This window comes from Candidatus Albibeggiatoa sp. nov. BB20 (assembly GCA_016744725.1).
Taxonomy (GTDB): Bacteria; Pseudomonadota; Gammaproteobacteria; order Beggiatoales; family Beggiatoaceae; genus Albibeggiatoa.
In genome coordinates this window covers 1-19,165 of sequence record JADGDW010000069.1, presented here as the reverse complement: position 1 = coordinate 19,165, position 19,165 = coordinate 1, and the positions used below count along the sequence as shown (strand labels likewise).

At 36.9% G+C, this 19,165-nt stretch carries 14 protein-coding genes; 3 read left to right on the top strand and 11 right to left on the bottom strand.

Annotated features, from left to right (window positions below; genetic code table 11):
* Both lipB and ABXH34_RS09380 read right to left on the bottom strand, forming a co-directional pair.
* The coding region (gene lipB / locus ABXH34_RS09385) for a lipoyl(octanoyl) transferase LipB (RefSeq protein ID WP_353571617.1) at positions 1–619 on the bottom strand (619 nt) is incomplete at its 3' end.
* Positions 620–1,192: a TIGR00645 family protein gene (locus tag ABXH34_RS09380; RefSeq protein ID WP_353571616.1), complete on the bottom strand. Its 573-nt coding sequence runs from the start codon at positions 1,190–1,192 to the stop codon at positions 620–622.
* Positions 1,193–1,341: 149 nt separating this feature from the next.
* Here ABXH34_RS09380 and ABXH34_RS09375 point away from each other — a divergent pair, with 149 nt between their 5' ends.
* Positions 1,342–2,121 carry a hypothetical protein gene (locus ABXH34_RS09375; RefSeq protein ID WP_353571615.1) on the top strand — a complete coding sequence of 260 codons (780 nt, stop codon included), beginning with the start codon at positions 1,342–1,344 and terminating at the stop codon, positions 2,119–2,121.
* Positions 2,122–2,335: 214 nt separating this feature from the next.
* Here ABXH34_RS09375 and ABXH34_RS09370 read toward each other — a convergent pair whose 3' ends face one another.
* From ABXH34_RS09370 to ABXH34_RS09355, 4 genes are all read right to left on the bottom strand, one after another.
* Positions 2,336–3,997: a cation acetate symporter gene (locus ABXH34_RS09370; RefSeq protein ID WP_353571614.1), complete on the bottom strand. Its 1,662-nt coding sequence runs from the start codon at positions 3,995–3,997 to the stop codon at positions 2,336–2,338.
* Positions 3,994–4,302 (bottom strand): DUF485 domain-containing protein, encoded by a 309-nt coding sequence (locus tag ABXH34_RS09365; RefSeq protein ID WP_353571613.1) that lies wholly within the window; start codon positions 4,300–4,302, stop codon positions 3,994–3,996. Before ABXH34_RS09365 ends, ABXH34_RS09370 begins: the two co-directional genes overlap by 4 nt.
* A gap of 665 nt (positions 4,303–4,967) precedes the next feature.
* Positions 4,968–5,552 carry a hypothetical protein gene (locus ABXH34_RS09360; protein ID WP_353571612.1) on the bottom strand — a complete coding sequence of 195 codons (585 nt, stop codon included), beginning with the start codon at positions 5,550–5,552 and terminating at the stop codon, positions 4,968–4,970.
* Positions 5,553–5,696: 144 nt separating this feature from the next.
* Positions 5,697–6,167 carry a DUF6653 family protein gene (locus ABXH34_RS09355; RefSeq protein ID WP_353571611.1) on the bottom strand — a complete coding sequence of 157 codons (471 nt, stop codon included), beginning with the start codon at positions 6,165–6,167 and terminating at the stop codon, positions 5,697–5,699.
* A 309-nt stretch (positions 6,168–6,476) separates the two neighbouring features.
* Between ABXH34_RS09355 and ABXH34_RS09350 the strand changes: the two genes are divergently transcribed.
* Complete coding sequence (locus ABXH34_RS09350; RefSeq protein ID WP_353571610.1) at positions 6,477–6,686, top strand: tautomerase family protein; 210 nt, start codon at positions 6,477–6,479, stop codon at positions 6,684–6,686.
* 250 nt (positions 6,687–6,936) lie between these two features.
* Here ABXH34_RS09350 and ABXH34_RS09345 read toward each other — a convergent pair whose 3' ends face one another.
* Genes ABXH34_RS09345 through ABXH34_RS09335 form a run of 3 tightly spaced genes read right to left on the bottom strand, consistent with a single transcriptional unit; the run spans position 6,937 to position 12,157 of the window.
* Entirely contained in the window at positions 6,937–10,503 is a 3,567-nt protein-coding gene (locus ABXH34_RS09345) for an NACHT and WD repeat domain-containing protein (protein WP_353571609.1), read from the bottom strand.
* On the bottom strand, positions 10,500–11,942 hold the full coding sequence (locus ABXH34_RS09340) for a toll/interleukin-1 receptor domain-containing protein (RefSeq protein WP_353571608.1): 1,443 nt from the start codon (positions 11,940–11,942) through the stop codon (positions 10,500–10,502). The genes ABXH34_RS09345 and ABXH34_RS09340 overlap by 4 nt, the downstream gene beginning before the upstream one ends.
* Positions 11,943–11,944: 2 nt before the next feature.
* The gene (locus ABXH34_RS09335) at positions 11,945–12,157 is read right to left on the bottom strand and encodes a hypothetical protein (RefSeq protein WP_353571607.1); all 213 of its coding nucleotides are present in this window, start codon (positions 12,155–12,157) and stop codon (positions 11,945–11,947) included.
* Positions 12,158–13,377: 1,220 nt separating this feature from the next.
* On the opposite strand from ABXH34_RS09335, the gene ABXH34_RS09330 reads away from it, so the two are divergent.
* Positions 13,378–15,867, top strand: coding sequence for an AAA family ATPase (locus ABXH34_RS09330; RefSeq protein WP_353571606.1), 2,490 nt, complete (start codon positions 13,378–13,380; stop codon positions 15,865–15,867).
* An 80-nt stretch (positions 15,868–15,947) separates the two neighbouring features.
* Here the strand turns inward: ABXH34_RS09330 and ABXH34_RS09325 are convergent, their stop codons facing one another.
* Together ABXH34_RS09325 and ABXH34_RS09320 are read right to left on the bottom strand one after the other, a co-directional pair.
* Positions 15,948–17,207, bottom strand: coding sequence for a tetratricopeptide repeat protein (locus tag ABXH34_RS09325; RefSeq protein WP_353571605.1), 1,260 nt, complete (start codon positions 17,205–17,207; stop codon positions 15,948–15,950).
* A gap of 193 nt (positions 17,208–17,400) precedes the next feature.
* Positions 17,401–19,165, bottom strand: a 1,765-nt coding sequence (locus ABXH34_RS09320) for an ATP-binding protein (RefSeq protein ID WP_353571604.1), incomplete at its 5' end; no start/stop codon positions are given.

The following is a 19,165-nucleotide window of genomic DNA, read 5'->3' as shown; positions in this document are numbered from 1 at the left end:
GTTTATAGTCTAAGGTTTGCAGCAGACGGTTTACAAAGTCTTGGCTGACTTGTTGAAAATCTTTAGTCACACCTAAGTCTGTCAATTGAGTCACTTCTAAGCCTTCATAGCCACAAGTATTAATCCCCTGAAACGGTGATAAGTCCATATCCACATTTAAACTTAAGCCGTGATAACTACAACCTCGTTTAATCCGTAAACCCAGAGACGCAATTTTCTTTTCTCCAACATAAACCCCTGGTGCATTATCCCGGCGTTGAGCAATAATATTTTCACTGGCTAAGTAATCAAGCGTGGCTTGTTCTAATTGTTGTACCAATTGACGAACACCCCAATGTTTGCGTTTGACGTTCATCAAAACATAAATCACAAGTTGGCCTATACCATGATAAGTGACTTGGCCCCCACGATCGATATTTTCAACCGGAATCTGTCCTGTATTCAATAAATGCTCAGGTTTCGCAGCCAATCCCATTGTATATACCGCAGGGTGTTGTAAAACCCAAAGTTCATCCATTGTTTGTTCACCACGTTGTAAGGTAAAATCCCGCATGGCATCATAAGTCGATAAATACGGGACTAAACCTAATTGTTTAATGACAACAGAATCTTCCAACATTTAATGCTCGTTTTTAGTTTTGTCAGTTTCATCATGATGTAATAAATGGGCAGGGTGCATAATGCGCTCCATTACCGCAAAAAAGACCCCTGAAGTTACAAATACCATGTGAATAATGACCAGTGCATATACTGTTTCTGAACTGATTTCGCCCGATTGTAGTTTACCATTTTGGACATTAATAAATAACTTGAGAAGTTCAATAGATGAAATAGCGACGATTGAACCAATCACTTTGATTTTTAGTGCAGCATAATCAACTTTTCCCATCCAATCTGGTTTATCAACATGGCCTTGAACAAAGTCAATTTTTGACACAAAGTTTTCATAACCACTAAAAATAATAATCAGTAGTAAATTTGAAACAAGTACAATATCGACCAAACCCAAAATGCCTAACATGACATCGGTGCTTTTCATGGTAAGGAAAGTATCAGTAATGATGTAAAATTTTTGGATAAATTTAATCAATAAAATAATAAGTGCGCCCATCAATCCTACATATAATGGGGCAATTAACCAACGACTGGAAAACAAGCTTTTTTCAACGAAAAGTTCTATTTTGTCAAACATTAGGCAACTTCACTCCTTAGGCTGTTTTAAGTTTTAAAAATCCAGTAATTTGATATAGAGCCACAATCTTGATATACAAGGCTTTAACCTTATCTTTACTTGTTGTATTGTAACTTTATTTTTTCTAAAAAACATTGGAGCATTATAAAATGACGAGAATCCAAGCATTTACCACGCATTTAGTGACAAGTTTGCTGATTGTATTTACGATTGTCGCAATTGCATTATGGTTGTGGTATCCCGATTTTTATGCCAGCACAAACAATATTTGGCAACCCTTATCTATCATGATTGGGGTGGATGCGGTACTTGGCCCTGTCATGATGTTGATTTTATTTAAGCCGGGAAAACTGGGACTAAAATTTGATGTTGCGGTTATTTTGATTGTGCAAATTTTTGCTTTAACAGGAGCAACTGCACTATTGTTTATGGAACGTCCAAAACTCACAGTTTATTATGATGGCATGTTTGTTTGTTTATCTGCGAATAATGTCAAAGCTGCTAATGCAGACCCTAAGCAATTTAAACGTAATGATTTCTTGATTCCACAAGCTTATTTGTCAATGCCAAATAGCCCTGAATTACAACAATCATGGGATAAGCAGTTATCAGAAGTATCAGAAGGTAACTTATTGTTTCCACCTTATGTGTTTGGTAAGCAATTTAAGTCTATTTCCGAGCAAAACCTTGCTGCAATGCTGTATGAGGAGTTGGATTTAACTAAGGCCACTGCTGAAGACAGTAAGTATTTTCCTATTTGGCAAAAGTTTGTAGCAAAACACGGTGAAAAGGCAAATGATTATGCTTATCTATCGATGACGTGTAGTGTTAACGAGCATCTTGCAGCAATAGATAGAACAACGGGTGCAATTGTTGATGCCATCCCTATTTCATCCTTGGCCACGACTAAAAAACGTATTTTAAAGTAATTGCAGAACCTAAATACGTTGCTGTCGTTATTATGAAAAACTACAGTTGCTTAGAGATTTAGCCATGCTGAAAGTTAAACAAATCATAATAACTAATATTAAATATAAGCTACAAGGTGAACAATAAAAAAAATCCCCCACAAACTTTTGGTTCATGGGGGATTTTTTAGAACGATGAATCTTTTATTAAGATAGCTGTTCTTTTAGCCTCAGATTAGTGACTTGCGCCTTCAGCACCAATACCCGTTTGACAACGAATATTTTGCGCTTCAAATCCTGCACGATCAATCTTAGCACGTTCACTATTATCTATAATAGAGAAGAACCAAATACCAATAAATGCGACTGAAACGGAGAACAATGCAGGGTATTTGTAAGGGAATAATGCTTCTTCGTTACCTAAGATAGCAACCCAAACAATAGGACCTGTTACCACTAATACGATAGCTGTAATCAAGCCTAATAAACCACCTAAGAACGCGCCATTGGTTGTTAACTTAGACCAGTACATTGATAAGAATAATACTGGGAAGTTAGCACTTGCCGCAATTGCGAATGCTAAGCCAACCATGAATGCAACGTTTTGTGTCTCAAACGCAATACCTAAGAAAATAGCTAAGATACCTAAAACAATCGTTGCCATTCTTGATATACGCATTTCTTGTGCTTCATTTACGTTACCGCGTCTGAATACACTTGCATATAAATCATGAGAAATTGCAGATGCACCTGCTAAGGTTAAGCCAGAAACAACCGCTAAAATAGTCGCAAACGCAACCGCTGAAATAAAGCCTAAGAAGATGTCGCCACCCACCGCATGTGCTAAGTGAATCGCCGCCATGTTGTTACCACCACGTAAAGTGCCTTCACCTGTTAAGTATTCAGGGTTAGTTGATACTAATACGATTGCACCGAAACCGATGATGAACGTTAACATGTAGAAGTAACCGATGAAACCAGTTGCATAGAATACTGATTTACGAGCTTCTTTTGCATCCGCAACAGTGAAGAAACGCATTAAGATATGAGGTAAACCTGCTGTACCTAACATTAATGCAATACCTAATGAAATTGCTGAAACTGGGTCAGAAACTAAACCACCTGGTTCCATAATTGCGTTAGTGCCTTTAACTTCAATTGCTTTAGCAAACATTGCTTCAATACTGAAACCAAAACCATAAAGTACTGCTAATGCCATGAATGTTGCACCAGACAATAATAATACCGCTTTAATAATTTGTACCCAAGTGGTTGCTAACATACCACCAAATGTGACGTATAAAATCATTAATACACCAACTAAAATAACGGCATATTCATAAGGTAAGCCAAATAACAATTTAATTAACTGACCCGCACCAACCATTTGCGCGATAAGATATAACAATACCACTGATAACGCACCAAAAGCAGATAATGCACGAATAGGCGTTTGAGATAAACGGTAAGAAGCAACATCAGCAAATGTGTATTTACCAAGGTTACGTAAACGTTCTGCAATTAAGAACAAAATGACAGGCCAACCGACCAAGAAGCCGATAGAGTAAATTAAGCCATCGTAGCCACTTCTGTATACTAATGCAGAAATACCTAAGAAAGACGCAGCTGACATGTAGTCACCCGCAATTGCTAAGCCATTTTGGAAGCCAGTGATACCACCGCCAGCGGTGTAAAAGTCTTTTGCTGTTTTTGTCCGTTGTGCTGCCCAATAGGTAATACCTAAAGTACCTGCAACGAATAATAAGAACATAATAATAGCTGGAATATTAAGAGGTTGTTTTTCAACTTCACCTGTTAAAGCACCCGCAGCCATAGCACCTGTCGCAGCAAAGACGGTTAGCAATGCCGCAGACCAAACGAAAATAGACTTTCTCACTTAGCCTCCTCCTTGATTTGTTTTGATAATGCGTCAAATTCACCGTTCGCACGAAAAACATAAATACCCGTTAAGATAAATGCGCTAATGATGATTGCGACACCAATAGGAATCCCAATCGTAATCACAGATGTGTCACTAATAGGTGTGCCTAATACTGAAGGGCTAAATGCTATCACTAAAATGAAAGCATAATAGATAATTAACATAATAATCGACAACGTCCAACCGAAACTGGTGCGTTTACTGACCAGCTCCTCATATTTTGGATTACTTTTAATACGTTCAACCAAGTCTTGTTGCATTGCAATACTCCTTTGTTGGTAATTTTAAATGTTTAAAGCTAAAAAAGGGATATAAAGGGTTTTTAAGTTAATATTCTTGTGTAAACCTACCCTCCCCTGCTTACCCTAATAAGCCCTAATTTTGAACCCACGAGTAGGTTGCTGATGGAGCTTAATAGAGTATTTATACATTTAATAGTATACTCAAACACTTATCTCTGTAGGTTCTCGTAACTATTGATTTAAATATATTACAAGTTGTATATGATACGCATAATCTTTTGTTATAGTCTAGTCTTATTTTACATATTAGTTATAACTAATATTTAGACTTTTTGGCTATCAATACTTTACTTATAATAGTTGTATAAAAATCTTATTATAAAGCATAAGTTTTGTAAATAGTAGTTTTACTTAAACTTCTTATATTGCATCGCACAATTTTTTAACATAGATTAATCGGGTAGCATGTACACAGCTAAGCGGGATAGTCAAGGCTTTATGTCATCATGACCTAAGCAATATACCCTCCAGTTTAAAAAAGCAAGAAAGATATATAAATTAAAATATAAAGTAATTGAATCCAAAAGATAAAATACAATAGTATTTAGATTTATGCCCATGATTTAGCATAAAATATACAAACACTATATTTAAAAACTATTTTTTAATTCATTCGCTAAATATTACTTTTCACTAAACACACCAAAATTTATTAGCCATTGATGCACAAGTTCTTGGTTATCAAAATAAAATTTAACTAATGCTGCAATAATCAGTAAAAATAATATCCAGCGTAATAGTTTGATTAAGAAACCGCCCTTGTTTTTTTCATTACGGGCTTTTGCTCTCTTTGCTTGTTTACTGGCTTTTTCACGTCGGTTTGCTTGTTCTTGTTGCAATAAGAGTTGATTATCATACGCTTCCCGCTTTTCTTCATTTCCTAATATGGCAAAAGAGCTCTTAATCTCATTAATTCTTCTTTCATACCCCATTTTGGCAGTTTTTAAAACATCTTGTGTTGTTTCTCTAACCGTATCAACATCAGTCTGTCCATTATCCAAACCTAATAATTTAGCGGCCTTTTGGCGTAGACTCGCATCTGTATTTTTTTGGGTTAATAAACTATATGCTTTTTTATAGGTATTGGTTTTTTTCTCATATTCCTGTTTTGCCATCGCTAGACATTGCTGAGCTGCTTGTTTAATCTCATTTGGTTTAGCTTCTGGCTCAATAACTAATATTTCATAGTGTGTTTTTTTATTTAACATGTTGATTTAATAACCTTAAAAATAGGTTTGTTTAGACAATGTGTCAAATATAGCACAAATGTTGTTAAAACCCCACTGTTAAATGCAAAAATACCAACTAATACCTAACTCCTCGTATTTAAATAGAAATATAGATAAGCAACACTATTGTCCTAAATCTTGATATAGCCATACCATTCGGTCTAAAAACCAAGATTTCCCCAATATAACAATTACTACACCCAAAATAGTTAAGCAAAAATGTAGCATAATTAAACCATAGATGGTTAATACTGTGCCTATCATCATTATCAATTTTAAAACTTTAAGTGTGGTTAAATGGTGTATTGGAATCGCAGTATGTTCGAGTAAAATGCGCTCTCCAAGCACGGCTTTTGATGCCCAGTTATTTGTTGACTGGGGTTTGCTAAATAGTCTTGGATTAATCCAAATCCACGTGATTACCAGAGCAATAGGTATTAGACTCCACCAACTGATCCAAACCCTTGACCAAACAGCCATAATCAAGAGTGGCAACCCTGAATAACGTGTCCAAACGCTCCAAGGATTAGCATGTCTTTCCCAAACTTCATTTGACATGCGAAACCATTTTGCTGTTTTTTGTTCAAAACTCATTGGATTACTCCTCGTTTTTATTTATAAAGCGTCACTATCTAGTATGCCAAAAGCATCAGAGAAAAAAAGCGAGAACTGATAAACTCAATACTTAGAATTGTTTTTGAGCCATAATTGGCGATGATTTTTAAGTGTTTATTCATGGCATCGCATGGCTAGATATAGTCAATTTCGGTTTATGTGTTGGACTGGCAGTCCTTTTACACTTTAAATATCAATCAGTTTCAAAATCGAGGACTGCCAGTTCTGTATCACTTTAAAATAAAATGACTCTAGTTACTGTTAAATTTTTAAAAAGGAAAACTCAAAATGCCCATTATCAATGTAACAATGACCAAAGAAGATGGCGGCGCAACCAAAGAGCAGAAAGAGGCATTAATCAAAGCGTTGACAGATGCTTTTGTAAAAATTATTGGCAGGGGTGAGAAAACTTGTGTAGTCAAGATTGATGAGGTGAGTACTGATAATTATGGTATTGGTGGGAAAAGTATTACAAATATCAGAGAAAATAGTCAGTAAGTATTGCCCTTACTCTTGTTTGCTGCGTTCTTTGTATGATTTCAGAGTTTGGGACTAAGTTGTTAACTTGCTGTTCATTAATAACTTTAAAGAATAGCGAGTATGATCTCCGAACTGAATCAAACTTGTTAATCAGCTTTGTCACTTAGTAGTCTCTGTTTAACAAGCTTGCTTGATATATTAGAGCAAAATTTCTTGGGCAGACACTATTAAGTTGAGCTTGATCGCGAGTAATCTTGGCTAAGATAAATCAATAAATATTCCCCAAATCATATAAAACCAACTCCCCTTGAGTTAAAGGTACAGCTAACTGACACGCACCTTTATAACACTGAAAATCCATATCCCATAATGCATTACCACTCACAGTAGGCAATTGAATTTTAAACAATGCTTTCTGTGTTACCAAATCCCAAAACCGCACCGTGGTATCCCCACTGGCCGTCACTAACTGCTGACTATCAGGGCTGAAAATCGCGCGATGTATGGTTTGCTCATGGCCTTCTAACGTTTGTTCTATACGTTGTCCTTGCACATCATAAATTTTAATTAATTGATTGCGTTGGGTGATGGCAATGCGTTGATTATCAGGACTGAAACTAACCCACATTACTGAGCTATTTACCTTATCAATATCATCAAATACAGGCCGTTCATCAACCCATTCACTATCCAAATGCCATAACCGAGTGACACCATCTCGACTACCACTGACCAATAATGTGCCCGTACGATCAAAATCAACACTATGCACCCTATCATCATGCGCTTTAAACAAACGGCCTTTTTCTGCTCCAATCGCAAACAAACCAATCTGACCATCATAACTGGCAGTGGCAATTGCCCTATTATCAGGTGCAAAACTGACGCTATAAACCGCCTTTTCATGTCCCTCAAAATTCTGTACAAACTCTAAACTATCCGCAGTCACTTCCCATAAACGTGCTAAATGGTCAAAACTGGCAGAAACTAAGTACTGTCCATCAGGGCTGAAATCTAAACGCTGAACATCACGTCCATGAGCAGCATATTCCGCCAAAAATGTTCCATCTGATGCTCTATATAAACGTAACATACCATCTGAAAACCCAACGATAACCAACTTATTATCAGGTGAAATGGCAACAGAAGCAGGCTCACTAGGCAATGTAATACGCTGATACGGGGTTTCGACATCCCAACGCAATACCTTGCCGTCATAACCTGCACTAAATAACTCATCTTGTTGTGTATTTGAAGCCAACATATTAATACTGGCATGATGACCTTGTAATACCCTTAGTGCCGCACCATTTTCCACATCCCACATCCGAATCGTGGCATCTCGACTGGCAGAAGCCAATACTTTACCTTGCTGTAAAAACTCTAATGAAAATACATTATTAGTATGACCTTTAAACGCATAAATTGTTTTATCAGTAAATGTATCAAACAAACGAATCACCGTCCCACCTGAATTTTTACTACCCCATAATGTCGCAATATGCCGATTATCTGGTGCATAATCTACCGCTAGAAAACCAGAAAAACCGAGTTTATTACCGACTGGTAGCCCTGTTTGTACATCCCAAATCATCAATGGATAACCAGCATCAGAAACCGCCGCAACATGAGTATCATTTTTATTGAATACAATGCGGCTAATACTACCACGATTCCCAGTTAATACAGACAAAGGCTCAATACTCTTATCTTCTAATACCTTCCACAATTGCACCTGACTAGAATTGCCGCCTGAAGCTAAATATTGTCCATTTGAACTCAAAGCTAAAGCATAAATTTGCTCGTCTGTTTTCTGCATGCTGACAACCTTACCTGAACCTGCAACCCATGTTATCAACTGTCCATCATTGCCTGCACTGATAATACACTGACCACTCGCATAAAACACCACGGCTTTCACACTCTGTTCATGTCCAACAAATTCACGGACTAATTCACCCGTTTCCACATCAAACAACACCAATTTACCTTTTTCACCACCTGCAACTAAGAGCTGCTGATTTGGACTTATATCTAAAGCATATAGCGGTACATTTGCACCAGTATAAGTTTGGATTGGTGATGTGCTCATCAGTTCGGAGCTAAACCATTGCAATAAATTCCGTGCATGGATTCGAGAAGCAGAAACTTTACCATCTAAATGTTGTGATGCAGTAAGCAGTTCACGCGCTTGAGCATAATTATCAATTTGGGCTGATAAACCTGCATGGGTCAACTTAGATTGGAATAATTCTTCAGTCCGTTTCTGTTCAGCTTGTTCTGCAAGATGCTCTGCTTGTTTGGCATTTTCACCTTCAACATAGCTATAACTCGCTAATAAGCCTAATATAATGGCAATTAAAATTGCTCCTAATGCAACTAATCTTGTTGCTTGTAATTGGCGTTCTTTTGCCTCTTGCTGAGCTTTTTCACTGGCTTGTAAAAATTTTAAAGCAATGGGGAATTCTTCAGTGTCAGTATAGCGTTGTGCCCATACTTTATTTGGATGCTCTTGGTCACGCCAGCGTATGGCTAACGCTAAATCGACCCCTGCCCATAATTCAGCTTCATTTTGTTTCCAACGCATTGCACAATCAGTTAAGCGCAAATAGAGTTTGACTGATTCACGCTCCTTATTTGTCCATGCTTGTAAACGTACCCAATGGCGAATTAAACTTTCGTGTGTGATGTCAATCAGAGTATTCGGTTTCAAAAGTACTTCAGGGGCAGGCATCAAAAAACGGCGGCTGGAACAGCGAAACACATCAACCACCTCAGCGACTTGCTGCCATTCTACTTCTGCCAATGTAGCCACATCACCTAAACGAATTGGATGACGTAAATCAGGACGGTCAATAATGCTTTCACCTAAATTTCTGAATAATACTTCTGCGATATAACGTTGTTTGGAATCTAATTGGGTAAACGCTTTATCGGCATGACGTGATAGCGATTGGGTCAAACCACCTAATTGTTGATAATGACTTAAAGTCAGCTTATTTTTACCTTCTGCCTGACATTGCCACCACATCTGCATTAAAACATGCTGCATCAAAGGTAATGGATCAGGGTCATCATTCATGTCATTGAGCAGACAATTGGCTAAAGCAGGTTCAATTTCTCCATCAAATACTTTTATTGGCTGTTCAATCGCTTCTCGTAATTGGTCGCGTTGCAAACGTGGGGTTAAAAATAAGCCTTGGCTGATGGCTTCAGGTAATTCATGAAATTGCTGGCATTCTCCTAAAAAATCTAAACGCATGGTAATCACAACATAGACATTAGGATGTTGGCAAGCTTGTAATAATAAGGCTACAAAAGCGGTTACGTCATCTCGGTGAATGCTGCCATAGCGAAATAACTCTTCAAATTGGTCAACCACAATCAATAACTTGGTACGGGGTGGCAATGGGGTTTGTTGGAGAAATTCATGTAAGCCAAAAGGCCCACGATATAAATGATTAGATTGCAAATAAACAACCCCTTCGGGTAAAGATAGCCTGCCATCAAATTGGGCTAAATATTCTTTACCTAATACATTCTCAGCTAATAAAGCACTGGCTAATTGTTGAAAGGGTTGGCGGCTGGGGTGCATTTCGGCAATTTTCCAGCGTGAGCCTGCACTGGCAAATAAACCTTGTTCTAATGCAGATAGCAACCCCGTACGCACCAAAGAGGATTTACCACTACCTGAAGGGCCTACAACAGCTAAAAATTGCCTTTCGCCTTGATCCAATTGTTCAATAAGCTGATCAACATGGATTTCACGCCCGAAAAAAATATCAGTTTCATTGCGTGCAAAAGGACGTAAGCCTGGATAAGGGTATTCACTCATTGTTGTAAAGCCTGTATGAAATCTCGCAAACACTGGTCTGTTAGCTGCGTTGATGAACATTCTAATAAACGCATATTAGGTAAGTTCATATTTAACGGCGGTTTATGCTGACTGAGCTGATTAAAGACAGCTAATACTTTTAATGATTGTTTTCGATTACCTTGTAAACGTCGTACCTCCCAAAGTTGTCCGCGTACCCATTCAGGGGTTGCATCGCCGTAAAGCACTAATAACGCATCACTGTATAGCAGGTTATTTTTTAAATCTTTACGAATTTCTGCGGCTTTGGTTTCAGGTGTAATCGATAATGGTAGAGTATATGCTATGCCGTAATTTTGAAGTACTTCACTGATTTGCTGTCCTAAACTCATATCATCAGGATTGGCATCAATGAATACAACAATGTCTTGCTCAGTTTGCTGCTGAGTCTGTTGCAAGAATTGGGCTTGATGTTGCCGTTCGGCTTCACTTTGCTGCCATTTATTAATTTGTTGACTAACATAGTGTTGGAATTCTACCAGCCCCATTACCACGACGGTATCTGTCAATAATAAGTCACGTTGACTTGCATCTTGAATACGATTTATATCAATGGATTGAGGTCGCCATTGCAGAATATTAAGTTTAGCTTGCTTGGCTTGTCGATATTGAAATACGGTATAACCACCATCAGTTTTATCGCTGAGAAGTTGAATAAATAGTTGAGATTGCTCTAAATCTTGTACAATATTAGGGTTGAATCCAGTGCTATTTTCTGGCAACACGCGAATATTTTGCTGAGTAAGGTAACGCTTAATTTTACTACGTTGTTCAATTAAATCTTCAGTGGCAGCCGCTAAAAACACGGTTGTCGTCAATGTCGAATTTTCAACACTAGGACGGACAACTTGCTGTATAGATTTTAATTTATTCACCATTTCTCGCGCCACATCATCTAAGCGTTGATAATATTCAAATTCACGCTCTGGATTTGGTTTCGGTACACCAAGCTTGCGTACTTGTTGGGTCATATTATCTCGAATCCAAAATGGATAGCCCATAATAGTTTCCAATAATGATGGACGTTCATTGGTCTCAATATAATCATGTTCAACAATAAAAACCCGTCCTGCATCAATTCCTACTTGTGAGATAAAGTGATTTAGCTCATTCATACAGCAATCAGATGCTAAATAGGCAGGGGATAAAATAATCAGTAATAATGCAGATTCAGATACATACTGCTGTCTCCTTAAGATGAATTGTGCATTCGCTGGCTCATTTGTGTCCAACCATAATTGGTAAGCATCAGCTCGGCCTAATTTCTGGCCTAAGTGATTCCTTAGTCCATTAATCAGTGTCGAGACCCAACCTTGTTCAGCACCAGGCAAAGGAGCATTATCAACGTGGGCATAACTAACAAAAATATCGTATTGATAACCATCAACAAAGCTAGACATAATTATTCATCTTTTGAAGTTTCATTTTCTCTGCTATCGGAGCTGATAAATTCCTGACTATTTTTATTTTCTTCGATGAAAGGGGCTGCCAAGCAAGTATCGATATAGAGTGTGTTGTATAGCAATAATGCGGCAAGAAAAATACCACTCTTCAGCCCAACTGCAATGAGCTTGTTGACAGTACGAAGGGGATGAGTGATGTTGATGATATTCATGTTGGTCAGGGTTTAACATAGTGCAAAAAGCAAATCCTACAGGGTGAATGAAATAGCTTATCGCCAACAACACTTGAAATCAGGTCAATTCCAGAGGTCATTTTTATAATTGAGAAGCTCGAAAGCTAATAATAGTAATAAATCACGTTACGATTCAAGCCTGAATGGGATGAATAGAAAAAAATGATATGACAATAGGTTCGGTTTAGGATAGTTAGGATGTCTATTTTTGATAATTTAACTGCTTTATTTTCACTAAAAATGATACAAGTCCTATAAATATAATATTTATGTTTATGCCATAATTAAATTATCAGTTTTGTCAACTGTTTATAAAATCTTTAATTTGATATTATCATTATGTTTGACTTGGTTGCATTTGTTACAATGAACCCCGCTAAGTGCACTTATTTATTGATGCCGATAAAGATTAATTTCTTAATTACCTTTTTATTTTTATGTTTATTTTAATATTGCATATTTTTAATTAAATCCTTTCTGGTATTGCACTCCTTATTTAAACCAGTTTCATAATATTATATTATGAAATACATATAGATAAAAAAATATAATACTCAAAATACAATAAGAGTGCAATAAATTACCAGCAATCAGCTAGTATTAAAAATAAGTATATTAATTAAACGCAATATTCAGCACTCCAACTAAACGATTTTAAATCGCTGGCTATATCAGCTTATATATAAAAAAATTGATGATTTAAATATTCCTATAACATTGTATTTTCTAGTACTTAATTTTATATGGTATTTGTCAATACATTCCTTGATAGATGTATTAATATTTGAGACTAAAAACTAATGATAGCCCTTGTCTATTGCCTTTTAAACATTAATTATTTAACTTATGAGGCTATTTTCAACTTGTTTTGTGACCAAATTAAGTTGTTTAAATAATAATTAATGCTATAATTGAAATTAGTTTCAGTAGTGTTCAATAATATTTCTTACATCATAGGTAAGAATATACTCTTAGATATTTTAAGTATAATGCTAAGCTAAGTGAAAATGGATATACCTGAAATAATAATAATAGGGATGCTTAACATCCTGAATATAATACTGAATGGGGCTCAGTCAATATCACAATACTAAAAAAAGTATGTGATTCTATTTGTTCGTACTGAATATTTGATTGCTTTCCCCCATTTTAAATTTAAATAATGGCACGCCTAAATTTTCAAATTTAGGGAGGGTTTTATGTCAGATAAACTTACACTCAAATTACTGGGTAAACCACAAATTTTACTCAATGATGAACCTGTAATGATTTTCCACAAAGCACAGGCATTGTTTTATTACCTTGCAGTAACAGGCCACGCGCATGAGCGTTCTGCTTTACTTGAATTGTTATGGGGTAAAATTGAAGGCAGTGATGCAAAAAATAATTTGCGGGTAACACTCAGTCATTTGCGTAAACAAAAGCTTGGAGATTTCCTTGCAATCAATCGTCACAGCGTGGCATTTAACTATGGTTCTAACTACACACTAGATGTTGAAAGCCTAAAAAATGCCCTACGTGCGACACCTAAAACTGCTGATTATCTTGAAAAAACCTTGCAATTGTATCGAGGTCCTTTCCTAGAAGGCTTCCAAGTACCTGAAGAGAAAGTATTTGAACAATGGGTGAAACAAGAACGTCAACACGTACATAACTTGGTCGTTCAGACTTTATATAATCTTGCTTTACGTTACCAAGAACAGCGTAACTACACCGCGAGTATTGATGCAATTAACCGTTTATTGCGTTTAGAACCTTATCATGAGGACGCGCAACAAATGATGATGGTCTTGTTCAATAAAACAGGCCAGCAAAGTGAAGCGATTGCTCAATATAATCTTTATACTCAGCAGCTTAAAGAAAGGCGTGAAGTTGTTCCTTCATTGCAAGAAATTTTGGAAAATCGTAACAAAGCCTTGCAAACACCACGTATGGAAGACTTGGATACGCCTGAAGAAATTGAAGCAAAAACCGTAGTACGTCATTCAGAACGTCGTCAGGTTACTTTACTTTATTGCCATATTCAAGATAAACAGCCAGAACTTGACCCTGAAGCGTGGTATACACGCCGTCAAGCCATGCAATCTTTTATAGCGAAACAAGTCAGCATGTTACGTGCAACACCTGTACAGCAAGATGATTATGGTGCTTTGTTGGTATTTGGTTGTCCGCAAGAATACGAAGGTAGTAGTTTTTGGGCAGTGCAAGCGGGTTTAACAATCCAACAAAACTTTGCCCAAACTGAATTTGCTGAAACAACACAGCTTTCAATCGGGGTACATACTGGATTTGCCATTGTAGATATTGCCCGTAGTGAAACTAAAGTGGATGTTGATGTGATAGGCCCACCGCGTGATTTAGCGCAGCAACTTGCACGTCATGCAACACCTGAAGGGATTTATATTAGCCCTGAAACCTATGAGATTGTGAAAGGTTATTTCTTAACTAAAACCGTTGATAAGCCGTCTTATTCAAAAACAAATTCGACAATTTACCAAGTATTAGGTGAAACTGGGGTACAAAATCACTTAGAAGCTTCTTGCGCATTACAACGTAAAGCTTTAACCCCATTGGTTAATCGTCAGTTGGAATTAGAAACTTTATGGGTTAATTGGCAAGCAGCTCAAGAAGACAGTATGGCGCGGTTTGTATTCATCCATGGTGAAATGGGTGTTGGTAAATCTCGTATTGTTCATGCGCTTACGGAACGTGTCATCAGCGAATATGATCGCAGCAACAAACCGATGATGTTAAAAGCACAGTGCATGACATTTTATCAAAATCAACCATTGCGTCCATTGATGTTGATGTTACAAAACTTATGGGCATGTCATTCTCAAACCATTTTAGCAGGAAGTATTGGTGAATTAGCATCAACTGAAGAAAGTGAAAGAGCTGCGGGTTTAAATTGGTTAATTCAACAGTTGAATGGTGATGAAGTCGCAGAGCCTTCTGATATGGAGAATTTACAAGAGCAGATAGTGCAAGGTGCTTTAGCCTTATTGCAACATTTAGCACAAACATGCCCTGTATTACTTGTGATTGAAGATTTGCAATGGGCTGATAATGCAACTATTTCTTTATTAAGTTTGTTGTTGGAACAGCAAGAATATGGCACTCAGTTGTTAACCTTGGTCACAGCGCGTCCAGAGTTCAGACCATCATGGCCACATTATTCACATACAACCTCATTACAATTAGCACGCTTGTCAAATAAAGACACTGCAAGTTTAATGGGTAGTATCATAGATGACTCTGACGTTGAAGTTGATGAAGAAACCCGTCAGAAGTTGCTTGAACATAGTGATGGTATTCCTTTATTTGCGGAAGCATTGGCTAGACATACAGTCCAAACCCAAGATATTGATGCAGTTATGGTGAATTTATTCCCACCTGTATTATACAGCGCATTGATGATGCCATTGGATGAGTTGAAAGCTGCGAAGAAAGTAGCTCAGTTTGGTGCAGTCTTAGGACGTGAATTCCGCTACGATACATTAGTACGTTTGTGGGATAGCGATGAAAAATCACTACAAACAGGCTTAGAGCTATTGGTTAAAACGGGCATTGTTTATCCTCGCGGCCAAATCCCTCAAGCAAGCTATAAATTCAACTATAGCTTAATGCAACAGGCGGCTTATCATTCATTACTACAAAAAAACTTACAGAATATTAATATCGAAAATTAATTTTTCGGCAATATTGTAAGATGTTAAAAAAGGGTTGGACAGCATTGTTCAGCCCTTTTTTTAAGCCTAAAATACAACTGTTATATCCATTTAATCCCTAAAATATGTTCTACATACCATTTCACACTATTTTCAGCCCCTTTAGATTGTTTGATTGCCCCTTTGAAGTGAATAACCGCTTTTTGCTTTAATTCTTCAGGCGTATATTCAATATCACTTGCTGGGGTGAAATTGTATTGATTTGAAGGCAGTAAAGATATTTCGATGTCATCAAGCAGCAGTTTAGCGTACTCAAGCCCTAATAAATCAACAGCATTAATCCCTATCAATTTAGCAATAGACAATTGCCCTCCACGCCAAGCTCGAATCCCTTGTGGAAACATATTTTTAGTAGCGTCCTGCTGCTCTAGCAAATCAAAACAATCAAGTAGCTTTTGGTTAAATTGGATTGAAGCATCACTATGTTTCGCGAACATAACGCCCTCATTATATGGCATCATAGGGAAGATACGAAACGTCAGCGCAATGTCAAAATCATTTGTAAAAACGTTACTAATATCTTGATTAAAAATAATATCTGTATCTATAAATACCGTGTCTTTATCAAATTTATCAGAGGTGAAATAGTCATGACGCACTCGCATTCTTTCATACATAGGATGCTCAGCAATGATTGGGCTGCGAACAACATCATCAATATAGCTTAACCTTGATGAATCAAAAACGGTATGTTCATCTGTATATAAAATGACTTTGCAATCTGGCATAAAGTGATGTGCAACTTGGGCAACATTGTAGAGTATGCTTTTGTAATCAGTATGTTTACTAAATGCAAGTGGCGTTTTTTCAGTATCAACGTGAAAGAATACAATGTTAATCGGCTTTGAGTCTTTTGACTGAGAAAAAATGGCTTCGCCTGACGCTTTCATTATTTCAATGACTTGGCGTTGTGCTGGAAAATCAATCTTTGCAACTTCATATTCTTTCTGAGTTGCTTCCAACTCTTTTTGATAGGTTTTATTATCTGGATATAAGGCTAATGCCTGTTGATAATATGGAATAGATTTATCAAATTGATTGAGAGCACGGTAAATATAACCAAGATTGGCATGGGAGCGGTAATCGTTTGGCGTAGATTGGACGGCTTTGAGTAAGGCATCTAAGCCTTGAGCATATTGCTCTTGCACTATAGAGACCACACCCAAGACCCGTAATGCCTTTATATCATGAGGTAAAACATTCAGTATTTGTAAACAAAGTTGTTTGGTTTCTTCCAACTGACCATTTTTATAATATTGTGCAATAAGTTGATGTGCTTGTTCGATTTGTTTGCTTAGCATGTTTTTGATCCAAAATAAGTAATATATTTATTTGCTCCAGTCTTGGGGACAGTTTAACCTACATAATACTTATCTTTTTAATTTCCTAATAATCTCAGGGTTTAAAGCATTCAACATCTTGCTCTGAAATTGGATAAATTAGCTTCAAAATCAAATATATCCGCTTTATCAATCTATTACAATTCAAAAACATTTACTCTCTCGTGCTAAAACCAGATACCTGTTCTGCTAGCGGCAAAGTGATAATGAATTGACAACCAATTTGTGGGTCATTATTGATCTCAATTTGACCTTGATAACGCTCCACAATACTACGGCAAATCGTCAAACCTAAGCCTGTTCCTTGTACACCATCAGCACGATGACTGAAAAAAGGATCAAAAATTTTATCCAATTCACTAGCTCGAACACCAACACCTGTATCCTGAATCGCAAATGTGACGATACCACTATCTTGCTCAAATAGATCGACTGTAATTTCACCACCCTGCGGCATAGCATGAAAAGCATTCTGGAATAAATTTAATACCAGCATTCGCATATCGCTTTCAGAGGCTAAAATTCGATAATTTTTTTGGTGAGGATTTTCAATTGACATTGTAATATCTTGCAGTTGCCCCTCATAATTGAGTAAAGAAACCGTGTCGTCAATCACCTCATTTAGTGAAATTAATTGCGCACGATCGGAGCTTGTTGCAGATAATTTTAATAAACGTTGAGTGACATCAATACATTTATCAATTTGCTTATCAACGACTCGTAAATAACTCGACATGCGTTCACAGTTAGGCTCGTCACTGTCTACCTCACGTAATGACGATTGCAGTGCTAAACGAATCGAAGATAAAGGATTATAAATTTCATGGGCAACTCCTGCAGCCAACTGCCCTACTGAGGATAATTTTTGTTCATGAGAAAAATCTATGGTTTGAGTTAAGTCACGGATGGATTCCACAATAAATAACATTTTTTGCCCATTAAATTCAACTTGCATTGGTGCAGCACATACTTCAACAGGCAGTGTTTCGCCATCATCACGTTGATATTCAGTGATAATTTTTAGCGGCTCAAGGTTCTTGTTAATTTCATGATAGGGACAAATCACCAAAGTTGCAGGACAAGGTTGTTGACGTGCATGACTAGAATGATGACATGTTGTTTGAATACTCGAACCATTTTTTAAATGTAATTGCTCATGATATGCTTTGTTGGCTTGGATAATTTCATAATTTTGATTAATCACCCGAATCCCATCAGGAATAGCATCAATCAAAGATTGTAAAAATTGTCGTTGCTCTTTGATTTCACGCAAACTACGCTGTAAATTTTCCGCCATCACATTGAGTGAATGTGCAAGTTTTCCGAGTTCATCATGGCTGTTATTTTTAATTCGAGTTGATAAATAACCATCTGCAATAGCAACGGTTGCCTCAGCCAATTCTTGAATTGGTGCTAATACAAAGCGGTGCATAAACCATCCAACCACCAAAATAGACAATAAAACCACAAATAATCCCGCTCCAATTAAAGCCCAAATACCTCGTTCTGCTTTCTGCTTAATCGCACCACCATCATAATCTACAAACAAAATCCCATTAATTGGATTATCTTGAATCAAACCATGACATTTAATACATTGAGGTTTGTTATGTACAGGATTAATACTGCGCAACACCTCTTCACCATGTTCATTAATAATAAACTGGGTTGAAGGTTGAAATATATTATTAAATTTAAATCCAGAATTGGGTAATTCATGCAAATACTTGCCTAATAAACTAGGGTCAGATGCAAAACGGATTTCTTGCATAGGATTGATAATAAATGCGCTTTTAATGTCTTTTTGTTGTCCTAGACGGTTGATAATGTCTCGTAAACCTTCTAAATCTTGTTTTAGCATCGCGTTTTCTAAAGATGCTTGCAGTAAACGATTGACACTGGTTGAGGCCGTACTGCGC

What these genes read in the sequence shown, in the direction of transcription:
- ABXH34_RS09380 (WP_353571616.1), bottom strand. Translation starts at nt 1,192, where the DNA reads ATGTTTGACAAAATAGAACTTTTCGTTGAAAAAAGCTTGTTTTCCAGT.
- ABXH34_RS09375 (WP_353571615.1), top strand. Translation starts at nt 1,342, where the DNA reads ATGACGAGAATCCAAGCATTTACCACGCATTTAGTGACAAGTTTGCTG.
- ABXH34_RS09365 (WP_353571613.1), bottom strand. Translation starts at nt 4,302, where the DNA reads ATGCAACAAGACTTGGTTGAACGTATTAAAAGTAATCCAAAATATGAG.
- ABXH34_RS09360 (WP_353571612.1), bottom strand. Translation starts at nt 5,552, where the DNA reads ATGTTAAATAAAAAAACACACTATGAAATATTAGTTATTGAGCCAGAA.
- ABXH34_RS09355 (WP_353571611.1), bottom strand. Translation starts at nt 6,167, where the DNA reads ATGAGTTTTGAACAAAAAACAGCAAAATGGTTTCGCATGTCAAATGAA.
- ABXH34_RS09350 (WP_353571610.1), top strand. Translation starts at nt 6,477, where the DNA reads ATGCCCATTATCAATGTAACAATGACCAAAGAAGATGGCGGCGCAACC.
- ABXH34_RS09345 (WP_353571609.1), bottom strand. Translation starts at nt 10,503, where the DNA reads ATGAGTGAATACCCTTATCCAGGCTTACGTCCTTTTGCACGCAATGAA.
- ABXH34_RS09340 (WP_353571608.1), bottom strand. Translation starts at nt 11,942, where the DNA reads ATGTCTAGCTTTGTTGATGGTTATCAATACGATATTTTTGTTAGTTAT.
- ABXH34_RS09335 (WP_353571607.1), bottom strand. Translation starts at nt 12,157, where the DNA reads ATGAATATCATCAACATCACTCATCCCCTTCGTACTGTCAACAAGCTC.
- ABXH34_RS09330 (WP_353571606.1), top strand. Translation starts at nt 13,378, where the DNA reads ATGTCAGATAAACTTACACTCAAATTACTGGGTAAACCACAAATTTTA.
- ABXH34_RS09325 (WP_353571605.1), bottom strand. Translation starts at nt 17,207, where the DNA reads ATGCTAAGCAAACAAATCGAACAAGCACATCAACTTATTGCACAATAT.